15 protein-coding genes are annotated in these 20,995 nt (G+C 35.4%); 3 read left to right on the top strand and 12 right to left on the bottom strand.

Annotated features, from left to right (window positions below; all coding sequences use genetic code 11):
• On the bottom strand, window positions 1-1,517 hold a 1,517-nt coding region (locus H510_RS19310; protein WP_211226600.1), incomplete at its 3' end, for a collagen-like domain-containing protein.
• A 368-nt stretch (window positions 1,518-1,885) separates the two neighbouring features.
• Here H510_RS19310 and H510_RS0117115 point away from each other — a divergent pair.
• Window positions 1,886-3,265, top strand: coding sequence for a LutB/LldF family L-lactate oxidation iron-sulfur protein (locus H510_RS0117115; protein ID WP_026905432.1), 1,380 nt, complete (start codon window positions 1,886-1,888; stop codon window positions 3,263-3,265).
• A gap of 16 nt (window positions 3,266-3,281) precedes the next feature.
• Window positions 3,282-4,073: a hypothetical protein gene (locus H510_RS0117110; protein WP_026905431.1), complete on the top strand. Its 792-nt coding sequence runs from the start codon at window positions 3,282-3,284 to the stop codon at window positions 4,071-4,073.
• On the opposite strand, the gene H510_RS0117105 is transcribed toward H510_RS0117110, so the two are convergent.
• The 10 genes from H510_RS0117105 to H510_RS0117060 form a co-directional block, all read right to left on the bottom strand.
• A complete protein-coding gene (locus H510_RS0117105; protein WP_081659321.1) occupies window positions 4,062-4,676 on the bottom strand; it encodes a SprT-like domain-containing protein in 615 nt (204 codons plus the stop codon). The genes H510_RS0117110 and H510_RS0117105 overlap by 12 nt on opposite strands.
• 28 nt (window positions 4,677-4,704) lie before the next feature.
• Window positions 4,705-6,819 (bottom strand): ferrous iron transport protein B, encoded by a 2,115-nt coding sequence (gene feoB / locus H510_RS0117100; RefSeq protein ID WP_026905429.1) that lies wholly within the window; start codon window positions 6,817-6,819, stop codon window positions 4,705-4,707.
• Window positions 6,820-6,825: 6 nt separating this feature from the next.
• Window positions 6,826-7,041, bottom strand: coding sequence for a FeoA family protein (locus tag H510_RS0117095; RefSeq protein WP_026905428.1), 216 nt, complete (start codon window positions 7,039-7,041; stop codon window positions 6,826-6,828).
• A gap of 210 nt (window positions 7,042-7,251) precedes the next feature.
• A complete protein-coding gene (locus H510_RS0117090; protein WP_026905427.1) occupies window positions 7,252-7,650 on the bottom strand; it encodes a VanZ family protein in 399 nt (132 codons plus the stop codon).
• Window positions 7,650-8,027 carry a glycine cleavage system protein GcvH gene (gene gcvH, locus H510_RS0117085; protein WP_026905426.1) on the bottom strand — a complete coding sequence of 126 codons (378 nt, stop codon included), beginning with the start codon at window positions 8,025-8,027 and terminating at the stop codon, window positions 7,650-7,652. Before gcvH ends, H510_RS0117090 begins: the two co-directional genes overlap by 1 nt.
• Window positions 8,028-8,109: 82 nt before the next feature.
• On the bottom strand, window positions 8,110-8,364 hold the full coding sequence (locus H510_RS19305) for a DUF1456 family protein (RefSeq protein ID WP_245584853.1): 255 nt from the start codon (window positions 8,362-8,364) through the stop codon (window positions 8,110-8,112).
• Window positions 8,365-8,366: 2 nt separating this feature from the next.
• On the bottom strand, window positions 8,367-15,389 hold the full coding sequence (gene sov, locus H510_RS0117075) for a T9SS outer membrane translocon Sov/SprA (protein ID WP_425413810.1): 7,023 nt from the start codon (window positions 15,387-15,389) through the stop codon (window positions 8,367-8,369).
• Between the two features lie 79 nt (window positions 15,390-15,468).
• A complete protein-coding gene (gene ruvA / locus H510_RS0117070; RefSeq protein ID WP_026905424.1) occupies window positions 15,469-16,053 on the bottom strand; it encodes a Holliday junction branch migration protein RuvA in 585 nt (194 codons plus the stop codon).
• Between the two features lie 28 nt (window positions 16,054-16,081).
• On the bottom strand, window positions 16,082-18,370 hold the full coding sequence (locus H510_RS0117065) for an NADP-dependent malic enzyme (protein WP_026905423.1): 2,289 nt from the start codon (window positions 18,368-18,370) through the stop codon (window positions 16,082-16,084).
• 51 nt (window positions 18,371-18,421) lie between these two features.
• On the bottom strand, window positions 18,422-19,816 hold the full coding sequence (locus H510_RS0117060; protein ID WP_026905422.1) for a lytic transglycosylase domain-containing protein: 1,395 nt from the start codon (window positions 19,814-19,816) through the stop codon (window positions 18,422-18,424).
• A 247-nt stretch (window positions 19,817-20,063) separates the two neighbouring features.
• On the opposite strand from H510_RS0117060, the gene H510_RS0117055 reads away from it, so the two are divergent.
• Window positions 20,064-20,615 carry a hypothetical protein gene (locus H510_RS0117055; protein WP_026905421.1) on the top strand — a complete coding sequence of 184 codons (552 nt, stop codon included), beginning with the start codon at window positions 20,064-20,066 and terminating at the stop codon, window positions 20,613-20,615.
• A gap of 175 nt (window positions 20,616-20,790) precedes the next feature.
• On the opposite strand, the gene H510_RS19300 is transcribed toward H510_RS0117055, so the two are convergent.
• Window positions 20,791-20,995, bottom strand: a 205-nt coding sequence (locus tag H510_RS19300) for a transposase (protein WP_036693368.1), incomplete at its 5' end; no start/stop codon positions are given.

Below are 20,995 nucleotides of genomic sequence, written 5' to 3'. Positions count from 1 at the left end.
TCACCTTTCGCTCCAGTAAGCCCCATTGGACCTTGTGGACCAGTTTCTCCCTGATCTCCTTTATCTCCCTTGTCACCTTTCGCTCCTGTTAATCCTTGTGGACCTACTTCACCTTGTGGACCAGTTGCTCCGGTTAATCCTATTGGACCTTGAGCTCCAGTATCCCCTTTCGGGCCTGCTTCGCCTTGGTCGCCTTTATCGCCCTTGTCACCTTTTGCTCCGTTTAAACCGATTGGACCTACTTCACCTTGTGGACCGATTGCTCCGGTTAGTCCTATTGGACCTTGAGCTCCAGTATCCCCTTTCGGGCCTGCTTCGCCTTGGTCGCCTTTATCGCCCTTGTCACCTTTTGCTCCGTTTAAACCGATTGGACCTACTTCACCTTGTGGACCGATTGCTCCGGTTAGTCCTATTGGACCTTGAGCTCCTGCTTCTCCTCTATCACCTTTTGCTCCTGTTAATCCTTGCGGACCTGCTTCGCCTTGATCACCCTTGTCTCCTTTTTCTCCTTGAATACCTTGTGGACCGGTTGCTCCGGTTGCTCCGGTTAAACCTATCGGACCTTGAGCTCCAGTATCGCCTTTCGGGCCTGCTTCGCCTTGATCGCCTTTATCGCCCTTTAAACCAGCTAAACCTTGTGCTCCTGCTTCGCCTTTATCGCCCTTCTCGCCTTTTGCTCCTTGAATACCTTGTGGACCAGTTGCTCCGGTTAAACCTATTGGACCTTGTGCTCCTGTGTCACCTTTCGGTCCTACTTGGCCTGGGTCACCTTTATCTCCTTTTAAACCAGCTAAACCTTGTGCTCCAGTATCGCCCTTTTCTCCTTGAATACCTTTTAATCCTGCTTCGCCTTTATCGCCCTTCTCACCTTTATCTCCCTTGTCGCCTTTTGCTCCGATTGGACCTTGTGGACCTGCTTCGCCTTTCGGGCCTGCTTCTCCCTGATCTCCTTTTTCTCCTTTGTCGCCTTTTGCTCCGGTTAATCCAATCGGACCTTGTGGACCTATATCTCCTTTCGGACCAGCTTCCCCTTGGTCACCTTTTAGACCCTGTGGTCCCATATCACCTTTAGGTCCTGCTACAGCATTACTTTGCTTTGAGCCTCCACTAGATTTTGCATATAATGCAAATGGGACAGCTAATAATTCTGTACTTCCAAATACTTGAAAATTATTTCCACCTGAAAGATCAAGTTCTACCTTTAGAAAATAATTACTAACTGAAAAATCCACATCAGCTAATCTTAATGATCCAGTAGGTTTCCCTCTTCCTATGACATGAGAAAAAACACCAAATTGATTAGAATTAACCTTTTGAGTCTCCGTATAGACCGCAACTCCATTTGCTGAACCGCTTAAAACGGTAAATCTAGCGTGGATAAGCTGATTAGATAGTTCTTTACCATCTGCTTTTCTAGCCACAGCTTGGTATTGAAAACCATTTAATCCGTCTTGAGCAATTAAACTGCTATATGCTAACAGTAAAAAACTCAGTGTTGAAAGTAGAAATTTTCTCATATTGTAATTATAATTATGACGCAAATGACAATAGTTAAGCCATGAGCTCTTTGTCTCAAAAAAATTATATATTTTTAATTTATATTAAAATTAAGGGTTTGGTTGTTTAGCAATTAATGGTATTTAATAACAGAGTAAAATCTTATTTAATGCTAAATAAAGCATATTTTTAAACAATAACTGTATTTAATTGAAGATTTTTACTTTAACTATCAACTAAAACCTTTTTGTTTATCACGAAACCATTGAAGTGTAACTTTTACCTCAAAAATTCCCACATCCATTATAAGCAGTATTCATAAAATCCACACTTTATAAGAACTTCATATTAATTGTATGTAGATAAGTTTTATTCTTAAATTTGAGCTATGATTAAATTTGCCGATAATTTTAGTGAAGTTTCAAAAGAAAAAGCTTTTGATAAACAACATAGAAACATTATTAATTATAATATAGGCAAATATGATGTAGCGGTTGCTAGAGGACTTTCAAGGCTTATCAATTTAGAGCATGTAAAAAAGAAAGGTCATGTGATTAAATGGAAGGTCATGGAAAATCTAGATAAACTTTTGCCAGAATTTGAATCTAATTTTCAAAGAAAAGGTGGAAAAGTTATTTGGGCAAACAATGCTGAAGAGGCCAATCAAGAAATCCTTCAAATTATCAAAAGAAGCGGAGCTAAATCTGTTATCAAATCTAAATCAATGGTAACAGAAGAAATTCATTTAAACGAGTTTTTGGAAAGCCATGAGATAGAATCTTTAGAATCTGATTTAGGAGAATATATTGTTCAGTTGCTTGGCCAGAAGCCTTACCATATTGTAACGCCTGCCATGCACCTAAGTAAGGAAAATATTGCACAGCTTTTTCATGAAAAGTTTGGCACTCCGGTAGATGCAACCCCACAACAATTAACCTTAAAGGCTAGAGAATTATTAAGAGATAAATATTTAAGTGCTGATATTGGTATTACTGGCGGCAATTTTCTTATTGCTGATACCGGAAGTATAGCACTTACAGAGAACGAAGGTAATGCCCGTTTAACCACAACTTTCCCTAAAATACATATCGCAATTGTAGGTATCGAGAAATTGATACCATCTATAACAGACTTAGACCTTTTTTGGCCCATGCTTTCTACGCATGGTACTGGGCAAAACTTAACTGTTTACAATACCATTTTAAGTGGCCCTCGTAAAGCTGACGAGACTGATGGACCAGAAGAAATGTATGTTATTTTATTGGATAACGGTCGTACCGATTTATTAGCACAAAAAGACCAAAGACAAGGATTATATTGTATAAGATGTGGAGCTTGTTTAAATGGTTGCCCTATTTATAAAAATGTGGGAGGACACACCTATGATACTACTTATAGCGGCCCTATTGGCTCTATCATTACGCCACATTTAAGAGGAATGCAAGATTTTAAGCATTTAAGTTATGCCTCTAGTTTATGCGGAAAATGTTCTGAAGTTTGCCCTGTTAAAATAGATATTCATAGCATGCTTTTATTAAACAGAAGAGATGCTGTGAACCAGAAATTAACTACATCATCAGAAAAATTAGGCTGGTTTTTTTGGAAAAATTCTATGCTTAAAAGAAGTAAAATGGATGTGGTGGGTGGCAAATTGAAAAACTTTGTGATGAATACTTTCTTTGGAAAAATGTGGGGAAAAAACAGAACACTTCCTAAAGTTGAGCAACAATCTTTCAGTAAACAGTGGAAAGATAGAAACAAACAATAAAATTATTCATTATACCATGCTAAAATATGTTGTGTTTCTAATAGGTTCTTCAGGAATCATTACTTCATGTAATTCTGTTAATCAAAGCTCTTTGGTCGCAGTAAAAGACTCTATTAATGCTGTTAGTATCACAGACACAAGCATATTAATTTATACCGAAGGCTTATTGAAATTAAAAGACTCTTTTGAAAAATCAGAAAGTCCGGTTTACAGTAAAGGAGACTATGCTTATTTCTTTTGTTCATATAAAAAAGACGGCGAACCTGTTATTTATCAGGAGTATGGCGATTCTGGGGAATACGGTTTTCAGGAAAAAACATACTTTTTAGAAGATGGTGAAATTGTATTATTTACTGAGAAAAGCAAGCTCTTGATTCCTGATAGCCAAGGAGATTATCAATATAAAGAATATAGATATTTTTATAGAAATGGGATATTTTTAAAAGCAGAAGAAAAAAGTGCCGCTAACGACTCGGCACTTCATAAACTACCATTTGTAAAATTGGATGAAAATTTAGCTGATGAAAAGAAAGTTTTTGATTTTACAGAGATAGAAAGTGCATTGCAAGGAACAGGTAAATATGCCCTAACCTTTAATAAGTTGAACACCTTAAATAGCAAACAATACTTGATGTTGAGTAACAATAATTTAAGTATTGATGTGGCTTACTTGATAAAAACGCCAGATTCTTTAATTCATGATATTGCTTTACAACCATCTTTTTATAAAGGCAAAAAGCTTAATATTAATTTTGAAAAGCAGGATAAAACTTTAATGATTTATAAAAATGGAAGCTTAGCTCACTAATTTAACTTCTGCCAAGGGATTAAAAAGATACATTCTACCTGTTTTAACTTCCAAACATCTAAATCTGGTTCTTATTTTATTGAGTTTTTTAAACTCCCTACCATTAGGAAGTGTAAAATGTTGATTTTCTACAACATCTTCAACATGTAAAATATCCTCTTTAGGCGCATCGTAGCGCTTAAGGGTTTTATACAAATCTTTATCGGCACAACTAGAAGCTGCAGGATTTTGCAAATAAGAAACTACAGCTTTTTTAACATCTAAAGGAAAAATATCCAATTCAAAAAAAGGAAGCATCATCCTTTTAAAGGTATTCTTCCACTCGGTACCATGAGGTTTTACCCTACTTTGATGGGCATTCCAAGTAACCAGATGTGCAAACTCGTGAACTGTGGTTATCAGGAAAGCGTAAGGATTAAGATTATAGTTTACAGAAATACGATGACGGCTACCTCTAAAAGGCGGTCTATAATCTCCTAATTTTGTATTTCTTGTTTTGGATATTTTAAACTCGCAAGCATAACCATCAATCCACGTGGCTATAATGGATGCCGATTGTTCTGGTAAGTACTGTTTTAAAATGCTTATTTTATCTTGCTTCACAAAGAATAAATATCGGCAAATAAAGCAATTATTTCAAGAGGTTATATACAATAAAACTTGCTCCGTAAGCCAAAACCAGCATATAGAAGAATTGGATAATTGGCCATCTCCATTGCTTAGTTTCACGATAAACAACGGCCATAGTGCTCATACATTGCATCGCAAAAGCATAAAATACCATTAAAGAAAATGCTGTAGCGGTAGTAAAAACTAAAGTTCCGGTTTTAGCATTTCGGGCTTGTGCCATTTTATTTCTTACGGGCTCCATCTCAGAATCGTCTCCATCTACAGAATATAGCGTAGCCATAGTGCCCACAAATACTTCACGGGCAGCAAAAGAGGTAATTAAAGAAATCCCGATTTTCCAATCGAAACCTAAAGGTTCTATACTAGGTTCAATAAATTTACCCACAATGCCAGCGTAAGAATTTTCTAGCTTTTCTGAGCTTTTTAAGATATTTATTTCTTCCTCAGTATATTGAGAGATCATTTCTGAAGAACTATATTTCTGGTCTATTTTCTCTATTCTATCTCCTGGACCATAACTTGCCAAAACCCACAATACAATAGAAACCGCAACAATAACTTTCCCAGCTTCTGTTACGAAGGTTTTAATACTACCAAACATGGTGAGCGCAACGTTATTCCACCTTGGCATACGGTAAACCGGAAGTTCCATGATAAAATAACTTTTTAGATTGCTCTTGATGATAATTTTCATCACCCAAGCAACTAAAATAGCCATCACAATACTAAGCAGATACATCAACATCAATACTAAACCTTGTAAATTGATAAAGCCAAGCACCAGTTTTGATGGCACTACTAATGATATAAGTAAAGTATAAATAGGTAAACGGGCAGAGCAACTAACCAATGGTGTAACCATAATGGTGATGATACGGTCTTTCCAGTTTTCTATAGTTCTGGCACTCATGATAGATGGTACAGCACAAGCCAAGCCACCAATTAATGGCACCACAGACTTACCACTTAGCCCTACTTTACGCATTAATTTATCCATCATAAAAGTAACACGGGCCATATAGCCGGTATCTTCTAAAACAGATATAAAGGCAAACAATAAAGCAATCTGAGGGATGAAAACCATTACACCGCTTAATCCTGCAAGTACTCCATCTATTAATAAATCAGTAAATACGCCTGCGGGCAAATAAGTATGTCCTAATTCTGCTAGCCAAACAAATACGGTTTCTATCAGCATCATAGGATATTCAGACCATGCAAAAATTGATTGGAAAATGGCAAATAGAATTAAGAAGAATATCACAAAACCCCAAACTTTATGTGTAAGGTAATGGTCTATTTTGTTACTGATGTTTTCTTCTAAAGCTACAGATGTATAAACAACAGTATCTAATAAAACTTCGTTGATAAAATTATAACGGGCAATAGTTTCTGTGGCTTGTGCTTTTTGTGGGTGGAAATCATGAATTTTTTCTTGCTCTTCTATCCAAAAACTGTTTTCTTTAGAGATATACTTTAGATTTTCATGCTGATGAACAATCTGAAGTGCGACATAAGGATTATCAATTTTTAATTTCTTGCTAACTGCTTTGATAAGCTCAGGAGCGATGCTTTCCACATCAATGGTAGCATGTTGTAATGGGATATTTGTACTGTAAGAAATAGCACTTTTTAGCTCATCTAAACCTATAGATTTTCTTGCTGCCAAAGCTACAACAGGAACATTTAATCTTGAAGCTAAAGCATTAATGTCAATTTCAATATTACCTTTTTCTGCCTGGTCCATCATGTTTAAAGCGATGATAACAGGTAATTTTAAATCGGCAATTTGGGTGTATAAAAGTAAATTTCTTTTCAGGTTAGTTGCATCGGCAACAATAACCACCAAATCTGGATGTGAGGAATTATCTGGATTAGAAAGAACTTCAAAAACGATGGTTTCATCTGCACTTTTGGGATATAAACTGTAAGTACCTGGTAAATCAATAATTTCTACCTGTTTACCATCTGGTAATTTGCATAACCCAGATTTCTTATCAACAGTAACACCTGGGAAATTTCCAACTTTTTGGTTTAAACCTGTTAAAGCATTAAAAATAGTTGATTTACCTGTGTTGGGGTTACCAACAAGTGCTACTCTGAGTGTACTTTTCAAGCCAGATTAGATTAGTTCAATAGTTGAGGCTTCACGCTTTCTTAAAGATAATTGATAGCCGGATACAGTTACAGCGATAGGGTCTCCTAGCGGAGCAATTCTTTCTACCTTAACCGCTTCCCCTGGTAAACATCCCATCTCCATCAATTTTACAGACATTTCTAAATCTGTAAATTCTTTAATAATACCTTGTTGTCCTATTGCTAATTGCGAAAGCTTCATGATCAAAATGTATATATGAACTGGACGAAATTAAGGCTTATTTAAATTAAATCCAAATTAGAAAGACTTAATTTATATGAATTTAGAAGGTGTTTTTATTTAGATAAAGGAAGAGCGATATCAATTTTAAATTTTGGGCAATCGCAACCTTTTTTAAACACAAAACAGCCTGATAAAGAAACCATTATCAATATAAAAAAAATAATATAGCTAAACTTTTTCAATGATTCTAGATTTACGGTGTAACAATAAATAACTAAATATACCTGCGCCAACGCCTAGCATATCCGAAATAAAATCCCACCACTCGGCAGAACGGTAAGTAAATACTTTCCATTGTAGTATTTCTACACCCCCACCTATAGCTGCTGTGATGATAATGATTTTAATGATGGTAAGCGGGCGGTAGTGATAACTGTTTTGCTGATTGATTTTTCCAAACAATAGCAAAACAGTTAATATGAAAAAGAAACCCAAATGCACCATTTTATCAAAACCTTCAAAAAACAATGGCAATTGCTTATCCGGCGACATAGGTAAGTTACAAAGTATCAATACCAATATTGCCCAAGCAATTGCCGGCCATTGAAACTTTATGGTTCTTAACATTATGCTCCTATTAAAGCTTGATAAGCATCAGCAGATAATAAACCAGCAGAATCTTTTTCTGTTAAACTAATTTTAACCATCCAGCCATCCCCGTAAGGGTCTTGATTTACCAATTCTGGGTTAGCATCTAACTGGGCATTTACTTCAAGTACTTTACCGCTTAAAGGCATGAATAAATCAGAAACAGTTTTAACGGCTTCTACAGTACCAAAAATATCACCTTCTGCAACATCGCTACCAATGGTGTTGATATCAATATATACGATGTCTCCTAATTCTCTTTGAGCAAAATCTGTAATACCTACAGTTGCTATATCACCTTCTATTTTTACCCACTCGTGGTCTTTGGTGTATTTTAATTCGGCTGGAAAATTCATTTATCTATATTTTATTTCTTACAAAAATAGCTAAATCTATGAGATTAAGTTTGAGTGTTAAAAATGATTATTTAAAAATATTTTAAGCATCCTCTTCTGCTTTTTCAGTAGTTTGTTCTTGAGTGCCACGCAAATGTATAACCAAACCGTTTAAGAAATTTCTTAAGATTTGATCGCCGCAGGGCTTATAATTAGGATGATCTTCTCGTCTGAAAAAAGCACCTAATTCGCTAGGGGTAACTCTAAAATTTACCAGTTTTAGAATTTCAATAATCTCATCATTTCTGAGTTTTAGGGCTACGCGAAGCTTCTTTAATATTTCGTTATTACTAATCATATTTATTGAATAGTGAACCTTAGATTGATGCCAAAGTTACTAAAGGCTGTGTTAAATGTTTGCGATGTATAAGGCTGCGTGATGTTTGAATCGTAAAAGACTCTTAAATTAAAACGCTGGTTTAACACATAATCTATACTCGGCCTAAAGGTAATGTTTTTAGACCCTCCAGAAATCTCGGCATCATCAACATCTGCTCTAAAAATTACAGTTTTATTATCTCTTATCGCTACATCAAGCTTGAAGTTTAAATCGTTTTTAAGATTTACACTTTTAAACAAGCCAAAAGGGAATCTGAAATTTGCTGTTCTATATCCAAAACCAAATACAAAAGCTTGGTCTTTTTGTTGAGCTAGCTGGCTATTTGCCAAAGCAAAACTTAAAGAACGGGATTTTCTATACTCGATATTGATGGTCATACTGTTTTTTAACCGCATATCTATACCTAATAAAGGCACAAATTGCTCGAATAAAGTTACCTGAGAGAATTGATAAAAAGGTAAAAAGTTATTTTGTTGATCTCTTGAGTTTACAGCACCATTTAGTTCTGAGTATCTAATTAAGGAGTTAAAAGCATTAACATTATAAGTAGAGTTATAACCATGTGTTACATCAAAGGAAGAGAACCACTGACTCATGAAAGGTAGCTTTGCTAAACCATTATAAGTCATACGCCAGTTTGGAACCGGTATTTTTTTAAAGCTATTTAACGTGATACTACCCGCATCTTTATTTAAATAAGCCGCTAATAAGGCTGGGATAACTACATCTTGCGAACTTTTGTTATACCCATCGGCGAAATTATCTGCTCCTAAACCGCTGCTATTAGGATTTAGAGCACCTAACCTTCTGGAAATAATTTCTCTGTTTACCAAGAATTGCTGAAAAACAGCCGAATTTTTATCACTATTTTTTTCTTTGAAAGCGGTTCCTAAAGAAATTATAGAAATGCTATAATCTCCGGAAGTGATGGGTCTTAAACTTTCGAAACCATTAGTTGCTGCATCAAATCTAAAATTGGTTGAGAAATTTCTACTCTGATTTTTAAAAACGGTTAGCTCTAACCTAAAATCTTTAAAAGGCTCTAGCGTACCTCTTAGGTTAAGCTTTTCATTCAAATTCTTTACAAACAATTGGTTTAGCAAAGTATCTCTGGTTAACCAGCCATTTTGTAAAGCAGTGCCTCTTATGTCTTCTTGCGAGCCTAAAACAAAACCTAAACCTGGTGCATTGGCAGAAAAATCCATACCAAAGGCATTGGTTTTTGGCAGGTAGCCTGGTAAAAATGTACCATCATTACGGATGTAAGAACCACTTACGTTTTTGATAGAGAAAAGCACATCAAATAAGGCTTTGCTTAACCCACTAGCGTTGCTATTTGCACCATTCATTTTACGGTAAAAACCTAACTTATTATACAGTAAATTGAAGTTTAATGTTGGATTTAACTGAACTGTACGAGAGTTTTGTATGGTATTACCAAAGTTTATATCAGGGTCGTTGATACTAATTAAAGGCTCGGTCATCCAGCTAAACTGCGTTTGATAACGGGTAATAACATTTACAAATTCTAAACCTGGTATTTTATTGATAGGCACCGTGTAACTTAAACTTACGGTGTGGTTATAATCTGTTGTTCTGCCCAGATTTCTGAAATTATTCCAAAGTGTATCTCTTTTTAAACCTGTTATTCTACCTTCTGGCTCATCAACCAAAGAAAGGTTGGTAGCATTAAAATCTAATTTAAGAGTTTTGGTTAAGTCCCAGCTGATGCCATACAACCTGCTGATATTGAAATTTTTATTAAAAGTGGTTTGTATAGGAATGGTATTATTTGGGTCGTTATCTCGGAGTGTGTTTTCTGAGTACAAGCGGTTAACCTCTATCCTAAAATTTAAAACAGAAGGCAACAAATTAAAATTAAAGTCTTTTAATAAAGCTAAATTATTACTCTTAATAAGTTTACTAAAGGGTGTAATAAAGGTTGCCTGATTGTTATAATTATAGGCTAAAGAACCTCTATAGTTTTTTTGTATTGAACTTTGGTTGATAAAATCGCGATGATCATACTCATTAAAAGCATAAGTAAGGCTTAAGTTTTCTATATCCCAAATTCTGCTTTTTGCATCGGGGTTGGTTTTTATTTTCCTGACATTGGTAAAGTTTATTCCACGTCTTAATGTATAATCTTGTGCATAATTTAAGATAGAATCTCTGGCACCACGAGGTAATAAATCCATGATATTTTTCAATTCTAAATCGGGATTTCTAGGGTCAAACTGTGGTGTACTTAGCTGACTAGAGTAATTAAAATACATTGGTATTTTTATTCCCGTTCTATCAGGAAAGAACTTCCCTAGCTCAAAACTGGTGGATAAATCAAAGAATTGATCATCAGAACGGTTAATCTCGCTTACACGTTTTTCTAAAGAGGCAAACCCTATAGTGCTTTTATTTCCAGAGATGGTTACATCGCCAAAATCAGCAAGTTTGGCATTCATTCTGGCTGTTGCAGCCCAACCACCACGCTCATCAAAATCTGTTAATCTTAACTCGTTAAACCAAATTTCTACGTTTTTATCTAAACCATCATCTGGTCTGCCATCATTTTTATTCAAAGGATTTCTGACACCAAGCATGATTACCCTTAGCTTACTTAAATCTGGCTGCCCTTTGATGGTGACTTTATTTTGCCCATCAGCAAAAGAATAAGGGATATTAAATGGCCAAGGTGAGCCATTTAAAGTAGCATTATTCCTTGCAATTTTGGCTTGCTGCAATAGTCTAAATTCTAAATCTAGCCTGTTTTCTGCTGGCCAGATAGCTTCAGGATCTCTAGAACCTGCGGTGGTAATTTTCATTGGTATCTCATACTCATAGTAGTTATCCAAATTGTCGGTACCCAACCTCAAGAAAGCATGAATATCACCATCATTTAAAGGTGCTGCCATCATATCACTTTCTGCATGGATAAACATTTGTACTCTTTTGTAAGCTCTCACATCATTAACCGTAGTTTTAAAAGCTGCTCTTGAATATCCGTCTCTTAAATTCTTAACCACAACAGAGAGTGATTGCTCGTTTTGACGAGTATCACCTCTAAAATTTGAGAAATCTCTTTCTCTGATAATGCCTGGAGGTGTAACATAAGGAATAGGTGTTCTGGTACCATTTTCCTCAATGTTTACTGTAGTAACATCTAAAGTAGAATTATCTAAACCTACATTTCCTAAAGCTGGGTCTACCAAAACTTTATCGGGTTGTGCTTCTGCATTAAACCTTCTCCACTCGCCCCTAACTAATTGTAATCTGGCAAAACGTAATACCGTAGTATCAGCAAAATCTGTTAAATACATACGCATAAAGCGGATAGACTTAAAATCTTGGATACCCCCAACTCTATCTCTAAACTGTGCAACTGGAACTTTAAACTGATACCAAGTAACGTTTTCTGTTGTTCCATCGGCTAATCTTACGGCTGCAACCACACGGTCTGCAATAAAGTTTTGTCCTACCACTAAATCTTGCGGTCTGATACTTACCTTATACTCAAAATACTCGTCTGCTTTAGTAGTACTATTGTCTCGGTTAACATCTTCTCCATCCGGCAGAGGTGTTGAAGCTGAATTCTCAATACCTAAAGCATCTTGTGATTGTTGCGATGTTTTTGAGTTTCCTTCTGTACCGTTAAAATTTTCATACCTTTTTAATATACCTGCATTAGTTTGGTCTAAAGCCGGACCACGGTAATACACATAATCATCAGAAGAAGGATCTGCATTGTAAAAACTAGCAGCTTGTGAGTTTAGCTGTGCTGTAATCTGGTTAATTTGTGTTTGAAATTTAGCCTGCTCTGCAACGTTATTTAATCCGTCTAAACCAATATCTTGTATTTGACGAGCATTAGGATCGTTATCAAAAGCCTGTATAACAGGTTGTAGTTTTGGCACTCTTCCCCACACGGTTTCATCTGTTTTTGTTGGGTCGTTATCAGGCGGAATACCGTTTTCCAAACTTCTACGGCCATCTTTCAAAATATCTTCTGAGATGTTTCCAATATTTAAATATAAATCTCCTCCCTGTGAACCTGGCTTATAAATAAAAGGATCTAGAACCCAAAACTCTATAAACTCAATATTTAGCGCCTCAAAATCATTGGTTTCTATCCTTCTAAACATACCTCCCCAACGCTGTCTGGGGTTGGCTAAAGTTCCATCGGGATTTAAACCTGTAGCTGTAAAATTATAAGGACCACGTAGTGTTGGGTAGTAGGCTACGTTAAAAGTTGGCAAAGTTAATAAAGTACCTGTAGCTACTTGTCTAAAAGGGAAAACCTCGGTTTCTAAAACCTCTCTTACATAGTGGTTAGATAGCTCGGTACGGTTACCCGCAATATTTGGTGGTGTTAAATTACTTCTGTTATAAAAAATAGGGTCTATGGTAAAATACGAAAGTTTTGCCCTATTAAACCCGTAAGATAAATCATTGGTAAGTTGAGATTCTGGAAAACGTTGCGGTGTACCGGATATTTGCCAGTTAACTGGGCTTTTTAAATCTATGATTGATCTGCTTCCTTCAAAATCATCAATATAACTTACGCCACCTTCGCTACCGGCAAAATCTAGTGCTTTTGGATGCCCGGGGTCAAACTTTGCAAACTCGCCAGTGAAGGTAAAACTAGATTCTTCTTTGGTTGATAAGAAAGGGATTTTATCAACTAACTTCGTTAAAAACCTACTAGATGTATTATAATTAACATCGAAACCATACATGGTATTAGAGATAGACTCTTCGCCGAAATTTACTTTCTGCGTTAAAGGGGTTTCCTTCAAATTCATGATGGTAGCCCCAAGGTTTAGTTTCTCGTTGGCTTTATAATCAAATCGGGTTCCAAACAAAGACCGCTGCTGAATGCCAAATAACTCGTTACTTTCTAGTTTTATTTTAATGGGTTGGCCCGAGTTTAATAAAGCTTGATTAAGAATTCTTACTCGTCCAATATTATAATCAACGGTATAATCTGCTCCTTCTGTTAAACGTAATGTTCCAGCAGTAACGGTTACCGAGCCTTCTGGTACATTGATAGCATTTAACTGAAACTCTGAACTTACTTGTGATTGATAAGTTCCTTTAATGATATACCTGTTTAAAGCCGGAAAAAACTGTTGTGCTAATGCTTTGGTAGAGTCGTAAAGCGGTTGGTAAACATATTTACTGATGAGTGCTTGTTCTGTTGTTTCGTCAAACTGAGCTCTTAAATCTTTCCCAAAAGGCTCAATCACAGGGAAAATAATTCTTCCGTTTAGAGGATCAATCGTTTGACCTTCTAAGAAATCAAAGAAACCATCAGGCTGTCTGGCATTTTGCTGGTTGAGCCTATCCACACCAGTAACTTGTAACCATAGTTTACTTGCTAATGGGCGATTATTTTCATCTAGCTTAGCTCCCTCAGTAATTAAAGGTTTTTCTATACCACTCTCATCCAAACGGAAAATATTTAACCTAAAATCATTCCTACTGATTTGATAAGCACCTAAGGCATAAATATTTTTCATCATTAAATCCCAAATTGGTAAATTGGTTTTAATGGTTTCGTTTTTTAAGAGTTTTGCGTAAAGTACCTCGGGATTATCTGGTGCTACAGGTCTATCTGTTGAAAACTCACCCACCTGAAATTCCTCGCCATTTACAGTATAACGATAAGCTACAGCTAATACTTCATCAGCGTTGAGCGCATTATTTAAAGAAATATATCCCAAAAGCGGATTTAATGTGTACTCTCTTTCGGTTAATTTTCTAGCATAAGTTAATTTATTATAATTATCTGTACGGCCAGAGGTTTGAAAAAAAGCATCAATATCATTAGCGTTGGTTAACCTAGCACCTGCCGGGATTTGCTGTAATAAATTATTTGATTGCGGTTGCGGAAAGTTTTGATCAGTAAAAGCTGATGGAAATCTATTACCTCCACCGGTAAATTGGGTGGTGTTAAAAGGTGTATTTTCTCCCAAATCTAGAAATGCCAGTATGTCTCTAGAGTCTGTTGTGCTATTGCTACGGTTGGTAACCCAAACTTCTATACGGGTAATATTGATACTGGAAGTTACTACCGGAAGCCTAGACATAGCAGTGTTGAAGTTATCCCTAAAATATTGGGCTAAGAAATAATGTTTATTAGCTTCATAATTGTCTGAAGTTATCCTAAACTCGTTTTGTTGCGAGCCATTGGTGATATTAATTTCTTTTGCCTGAGATTTCTGTTGAGAGTATAAACTGGTTACGCCCAAGCGCCCAAATTGTAGCTGTGTTTTTACCCCAAATAAAGCTTGACTACCTGATATTAAGGTTGTATTTAGAGGAAAATTAACCATACCTGCTTCAAGCTTTTGTATGATTTCGTCTTTCTTTCCAGTATATTCTAGTTTGAGTTGATTTTCAAAATCAAACTGTGCTTCTGTATTATAATTGGTACTTATTTTTAATTTCTCGCCAATATTACCAATCAAATTCATTTGAATCCTTTGGTCAAAATCAAAATTACCTTGCCTTCTTTGTCTTTCATTAAACAAAGGGTTTTCATTTTTATTGATTCTGCCAGAGAAAGTTAAATCTGCTGTACCACGCGGTTGTATATTGATGGTATTACCTCCAAAAATTTTCTCAAAAGATTTACTTTTTACCACTACTGATGGCATAAATCCATTTGACTCTGCAGGAATACCCGTAACCACCAAATTATTCCAGTATTGTTTTTGTATTCTTTCTTGCTCTAATTTTTGGTACTCTTTAAAACTTAGAAATTGTGGTGCTTTATAGTATTGGTCACCAATTTTCTCTGTTATGATATATTTTTTTGTAACAGGATCATAGGTTACGCTACGCTTTATATTAGCCGGATTTTTTAGAAAAAGACTTTCATCCCGACCAAAAACAGGCGTTGTACGCGTGTCTTTAACCGGATACTTAATCTTTAAAGAGTCATTACTAGTGATGTTTTGCGAGAAACCAACACTTTTAATGCACAAAAACAAAATAATAATTAACCACCTGTTCAAGAGACAGGAAATATTAATTTTCAAACGTATTAGGGTTTAGGATAAGCAATTAAAGGTTTTTTAAAGCAATTTTTATTATTTCTTCTACAGACAGCGTTTTTTCTGCGTTTTTTAAAGCAAAATCTACAGCTTTTTCTGCGCTGTTTTTTACAAAACCCAACATTACCAATGCACTTAACGCTTCTTCTTTTGCAGTATTGTTTAAAGGTGCAGAAATTAATGTCCCTGTACCATCTTTTTTCAGTTTATCCTGAAGTTCTATAATTAAGCGCTGAGCAGATTTTGGCCCGATACCTTTTATGCGTTTAATTTGATCAACATCTCCTTTAATAATCGCATCTTCTATTTCTTGTGGAGAGATGGAAGAAAGCATCATTCTTCCTGTATTTGGCCCAATACCGTTAACCGATATCAAATGCAGGAATAATCTTTTTTCGCCTTCTTCTATAAACCCATAAAGTGTATGTGCATCTTCTTTTACATGAAGCCAAACATACATCTTACATCTTTCTTCATCTTTTAACAAAGTATAGGTGTGTAAAGAGATGTGGAGCTGATAACCTACTCCTCCAGCTTCAATAATAACATAAGTAGGACATTTAAATGTTAACCTACCATCAATATAAGCGTACATGAATACTTAATTTATTTTTCATGAGATATTACTTCTTTTTTGAAATATTAATGGTTGCCTTATCCTGTGCATCTACAACAGCAATAGTAACCATATTTACTATTTCTCTTACCGAGCTACCTAATTGCAGTACATGAACTGGCTTATTCATACCTAATAATATAGGCCCAACGGCTTCTGCACCGCCTAATTCCTGTAAAAGTTTGTAAGCAATATTTCCGGATTCTAAGTTAGGAAAAACCAATGTATTTGCTGGCCCATCTTTAAGTTTAGAGAAAGAAAAATTATCTTTCATCAACTCAGGGTTTAAAGCAAAGTTGGCCTGTACCTCTCCGTCTACAATAATATCAGGAAATTGGTTATGTAAAATCTTTACCGCTTCTCTTGTTTTTTGAGAAACTTCACCATCATTAGAACCATAGTTAGAGTAAGATAATAAGGCTATGCGTGGCGATATATTGAATTGCTGTACAGACCTATTTACTAATAAAGTAATATCAACCAGTTCTTGTGCGGTTGGTGCCAAATTAATGGTTGTATCTGCAAAAAAAACCGGACCTCTTTTGGTTAACATCATATACATACCGGCTACTTTATTAACGCCTGCTTCTGTACCAATAATTTGTAAAGCTGGTTTTACGGTAGTTCCATAGTCTCTAGTTAAGCCAGAAATTAAAGCATCGGCATTACCAAATTCTACCATTGATGCGCCAAAATAGTTTCTGTCTCTCATCAACTTTCTAGCTTGGTACAATGTTATACCTCTTCTTTGGCGTTTACTGTATAGATACTGGGCAAATTTCTCACTTAATTCTACTTCTTCTAGCGGGTCTATTACTTCTACACCTTCTAAGTCTAAATCATTATCAGCAATAATTTTATTAATGATAGATTTATTGCCAAGCAAGATTGGGATGGCTATACCATCATCTTTTACAATTTGCGCTGCTTTTAAAATTTTATAATTATCAGCCTCAGCAAAAACTACTCTTTGTGGGTTAGATTTAGCTTTGTTAGATAAAGCCCTAACAATGGCATCATCCATACCTAAACGCTTTTTCAATTCCTCAGCGTAAGCGTCCCAATCTTTTATGGTTGTACCTGCAACACCAGATTCAATTGCTGCTTTAGCAACTGCCGGCGCTACAGTGGTTATCAACCTAAAATCAATAGGTTTTGGGATGATATAATCTTTACCAAATTTAAGGTTGGTGGTGTTATAAGCTAAATTAACAGCTTCTGGCACAGATTCTTTTGCCAATGCTGCAATGGCTTTAACAGCCGCAATTTTCATTTCTTCATTGATGGTTCTCGCTCTTACATCTAAAGCACCTCTAAAAATATAAGGAAAACCTAAAACATTATTTACTTGGTTAGGATAATCAGAACGACCGGTAGCCATGATGATATCTTTACGGGTTTTTACTGCAAGTTCATAAGCAATCTCAGGATTTGGATTAGCCATAGCAAAAACAATGGGATTAGGAGCCATTGTTTTCAGAACCTCAGCACTTAAAATGTCAGCTGAAGATAAACCAATAAATACATCGGCATTTTTTACCGCATCGGTTAAGGTAAAAATATCTCTTTTTGTTGCAAACTCAGCTTTTGTGCCATCCAAATCTGGTCTATCTGCCCTAATTACACCAGTTCTATCCAACATCACGATATTTTCTTTTTGCGCACCTAAAGCAACATATAACCTGGTACAGGAAATAGCTGCTGCACCAGCACCGTTTACTACAATTTTAATATCCTTGATTTTCTTTTTTTGGATTTCGCAAGCGTTAATTAAAGCTGCCGCAGAAATGATAGCTGTACCATGTTGGTCGTCATGCATCACTGGGATATTCATTTCCTCCTTTAATCGACGTTCAATCTCAAAGCACTCTGGAGCTTTAATATCTTCCAAATTTACACCACCAAAAGTGGGCTCTAGTGCTTTTACAACGTTTACAAATTCGTCAACACTTTTGGTGTTTAGTTCTAAATCAAAAACATCAATATCTGCAAATATTTTAAACAAAATACCTTTACCCTCCATTACAGGTTTTCCGGCTTCGGGACCAATATCTCCTAAACCTAATACTGCTGTACCATTACTGATAACCGCAACTAAGTTACCCTTGGCAGTATATTTATAAACATCTTCTGGATTGGCTGCAATTTTTAAACAAGGTTCTGCAACGCCCGGCGAGTATGCTAATGTTAAATCTCTTTGTGAATTGGTTGGTTTTGTTGGGATAACTTGAATTTTCCCTGGCCTGCCTTGTGAATGATAATCTAAGGCATCTTGTTTTCTGGTAGTCTTACTCATTTTCCGCTTTAATAAAATTCTATCTAATTGTAAGATTATAATATTATCCTTCTATAATGCCATAATTTTAAGTACCATCCCTACAGAGAGGTTTGCATTTTGAAGGTTGTTTAATGTTTGAATACTGGATACAGTTGCTCCGTTAAACTTTTTCGCTATAGCTGTTAAGGTATCCCCAAGTTTAACAGTATAGGTTAGGAACTGCGGTTTTGGTATATCTTCATTTTCTTTGGTGATAATGATTTTTTGACCTGGTACAACAGAAAAATTCTTTAAATTATTCCAAACTTTTAGGTCTTGCGCCTCTAAACGATACTTATTTGCAATACTTGTTAAAGTTTCTCCTTTAGCTACTATATGATAACCTAGCGATTGTGAGGCTTGCATAAGAACAGGGTTTTCTGCTAATTCTACAAAAGATTTATCGTTATTTAAAATATCATATAGAGAAGCATAGGTTTTAAAACTTACTTTAGGAATGATGAGTCTTTTAGGACTAGTTTCACTTCCGTTGATGATATTTCTTTTATAAGCGGGGTTTAAAATCTGTAAATCTTTCTCCTCCATATCTAAAACAGCAGCTAAATCATTAATACCAACAAATTTATTTACATATATAGAGTCTATATTGATTTTAGCGTCAGCATCTGGTATCTTAATGTCCTTATAGGTATGATAATAATTCATGAGGTAGGTTACCGCAATAAATTTAGGCACATAATTTTGCGTTTCTACTGGCAAATAAGGTTGTATTTCCCAGTAATTTCTTGCTCCACCTGCGCTTTGTATAGCCCTTTTTACGCAACCTGTACCACAATTATAGGCGGCTAAAGTAAGTAACCAATCGCCCAAGTCTTTATAAGCATCCTTTAGATAATTTGCAGCTGCATAGCTAGAGCTGATAGGATCTTTACGCTCATCTAAATAACTATCTATCGTTAAACCGTAGCCCTTACCGGTAATATAAGTAAATTGCCACAGACCAGTAGCACCAGACCGAGATACGGCATGTGGGTCTAAAGAAGACTCTATAATAGGCAAAAATTTGAACTCTTCTGGTATTTGTTTGGTTTTCAGAGCTTTTTCAAAAATCGGGAAATAGTAATTCCCTAAGCTCAACATTTTAGAAACCATAAACTTCCTTTGACCGAGAAAAATATCAATATAAGTTTGTACTTGCTGGTTGTAGTCTAATGAAATTGGAGTTTTTATAGAATCTAAACGATACTTGTATAACAAATTGGCGTTATATTTTAGCAGCTCTAATTGTAAGGGTAACTGGGTAGGTACAAAACTAGAATCTGTCCTAACCAGATTTCTAATGGTTCTAGATTCTTTGGGCGTTAATAAAGTTCTACTAGTATCGGTTTTAATTAAATTCTGAGATTTAGCCTGTGCTGTTGATAAAAATATTATACACAGGATAAGACTTTTGATGCTTCTCATTCTTTAAAATTTTCCGGCTACGGCCATTTAATCATTCTAGGGTAAGCCCCAAAATAATTATTTTTTAGCTAGTTCAGAATAATATTTTGAAAAAGAATATGATAATACCTTTTAAACTATTTAAATATAACATCCTACAAAGTTAAATTAACGGATATTTTAATGTATTAAAACATTAAATTAATTAAAATTTCTAATTCTAATTCCTAATTATTAGATTTGTAACATTCTCATTAATAAACACTTTATGAAAAAAAATCTCCTTCTTTTGTTAGTTACACTAACTACTGTATTCTCTTCTTGTGAAAAAATTAAAGATGCGGTAAGCAGAGACGCTGACATAACACCCAAAGCGGTTGAAATTACTATTCCTATAATCGCGTCAACCACTGCACAATCTGTTCTAGGCGAAGCTACCTTAAACATTAATGTTGACTCTTTAATTAGAGCTAATGTACCGGAATTTGGATCTCCTGCGGTAAAAAGTGTCAAGCTTAAAGGTTTTAATCTTGAACTTTTAAATGGAGATGCTACCAATAACTTTTCTGTTTTAGAATCTGTATCAGCTGAATTGTCTGCTACTAATCAGCCTATTCAAGTTTTGGTTTCTTTACCAAACAACCCTGATGTTGATACGCGTAATTTAGTATTACCAGTTGTAGGATCTGGTATTGAATTAAAAAATTACATCCTTGCTGGTAATTTCAAGTATTCTTTAAAGGGTAAAGCTAGACGTGTTACAACTAAAGAGCTTAGAGTTAGAGCAACTGCCATTTACACCTTTACGCTTGGATTATAAGTTTTAATAATAGATTACCAACGTAAACGAATAAGAGGCTGTCTCAGAAATAAACTGAGGCAGCTTTTTTATTTTCCATCAAATTTGTCAAGTATTTTTTGTTTAGGCTTATTACTTAGATATGTAATGGCTCAATAGAGAAGCTAAAGCCTTAAAATGGGAGAAAACAGCTTTTCTAAGCTGCTTTTTTTCTTAAGTTATGAGCAATAGCGATTAAACCCCATTCTATTTCCACTTTTTTCTTACCTCTGAGCATAAATCTCTTAAAGCCATGATTATGCTTGATGTTACCAAAGACGGGTTCAACATCATAACACCTTTTTTTACGATGAGCGATTCCTTGTTCTGAATTCAGGAGCTGATGGGCTCGCTCTTTAAGT

Source organism: Pedobacter glucosidilyticus DSM 23534 (assembly GCF_000425145.1).
GTDB classification, from domain to species: domain Bacteria; phylum Bacteroidota; class Bacteroidia; order Sphingobacteriales; family Sphingobacteriaceae; genus Pseudopedobacter; species Pseudopedobacter glucosidilyticus.
This window is presented reverse-complemented; position numbering and strand designations above follow the sequence as displayed.

Excerpts from the sequence above, each read along its gene's own strand:
- H510_RS0117115 (WP_026905432.1), top strand. The coding sequence starts at position 1,886 with ATGATTAAATTTGCCGATAATTTTAGTGAAGTTTCAAAAGAAAAAGCT.
- H510_RS0117110 (WP_026905431.1), top strand. The coding sequence starts at position 3,282 with ATGCTAAAATATGTTGTGTTTCTAATAGGTTCTTCAGGAATCATTACT.
- H510_RS0117095 (WP_026905428.1), bottom strand. The coding sequence starts at position 7,041 with ATGAAGCTTTCGCAATTAGCAATAGGACAACAAGGTATTATTAAAGAA.
- H510_RS0117090 (WP_026905427.1), bottom strand. The coding sequence starts at position 7,650 with ATGTTAAGAACCATAAAGTTTCAATGGCCGGCAATTGCTTGGGCAATA.
- gcvH (WP_026905426.1), bottom strand. The coding sequence starts at position 8,027 with ATGAATTTTCCAGCCGAATTAAAATACACCAAAGACCACGAGTGGGTA.
- H510_RS19305 (WP_245584853.1), bottom strand. The coding sequence starts at position 8,364 with ATGATTAGTAATAACGAAATATTAAAGAAGCTTCGCGTAGCCCTAAAA.
- ruvA (WP_026905424.1), bottom strand. The coding sequence starts at position 16,053 with ATGTACGCTTATATTGATGGTAGGTTAACATTTAAATGTCCTACTTAT.
- H510_RS0117065 (WP_026905423.1), bottom strand. The coding sequence starts at position 18,370 with ATGAGTAAGACTACCAGAAAACAAGATGCCTTAGATTATCATTCACAA.
- H510_RS0117060 (WP_026905422.1), bottom strand. The coding sequence starts at position 19,816 with ATGAGAAGCATCAAAAGTCTTATCCTGTGTATAATATTTTTATCAACA.
- H510_RS0117055 (WP_026905421.1), top strand. The coding sequence starts at position 20,064 with ATGAAAAAAAATCTCCTTCTTTTGTTAGTTACACTAACTACTGTATTC.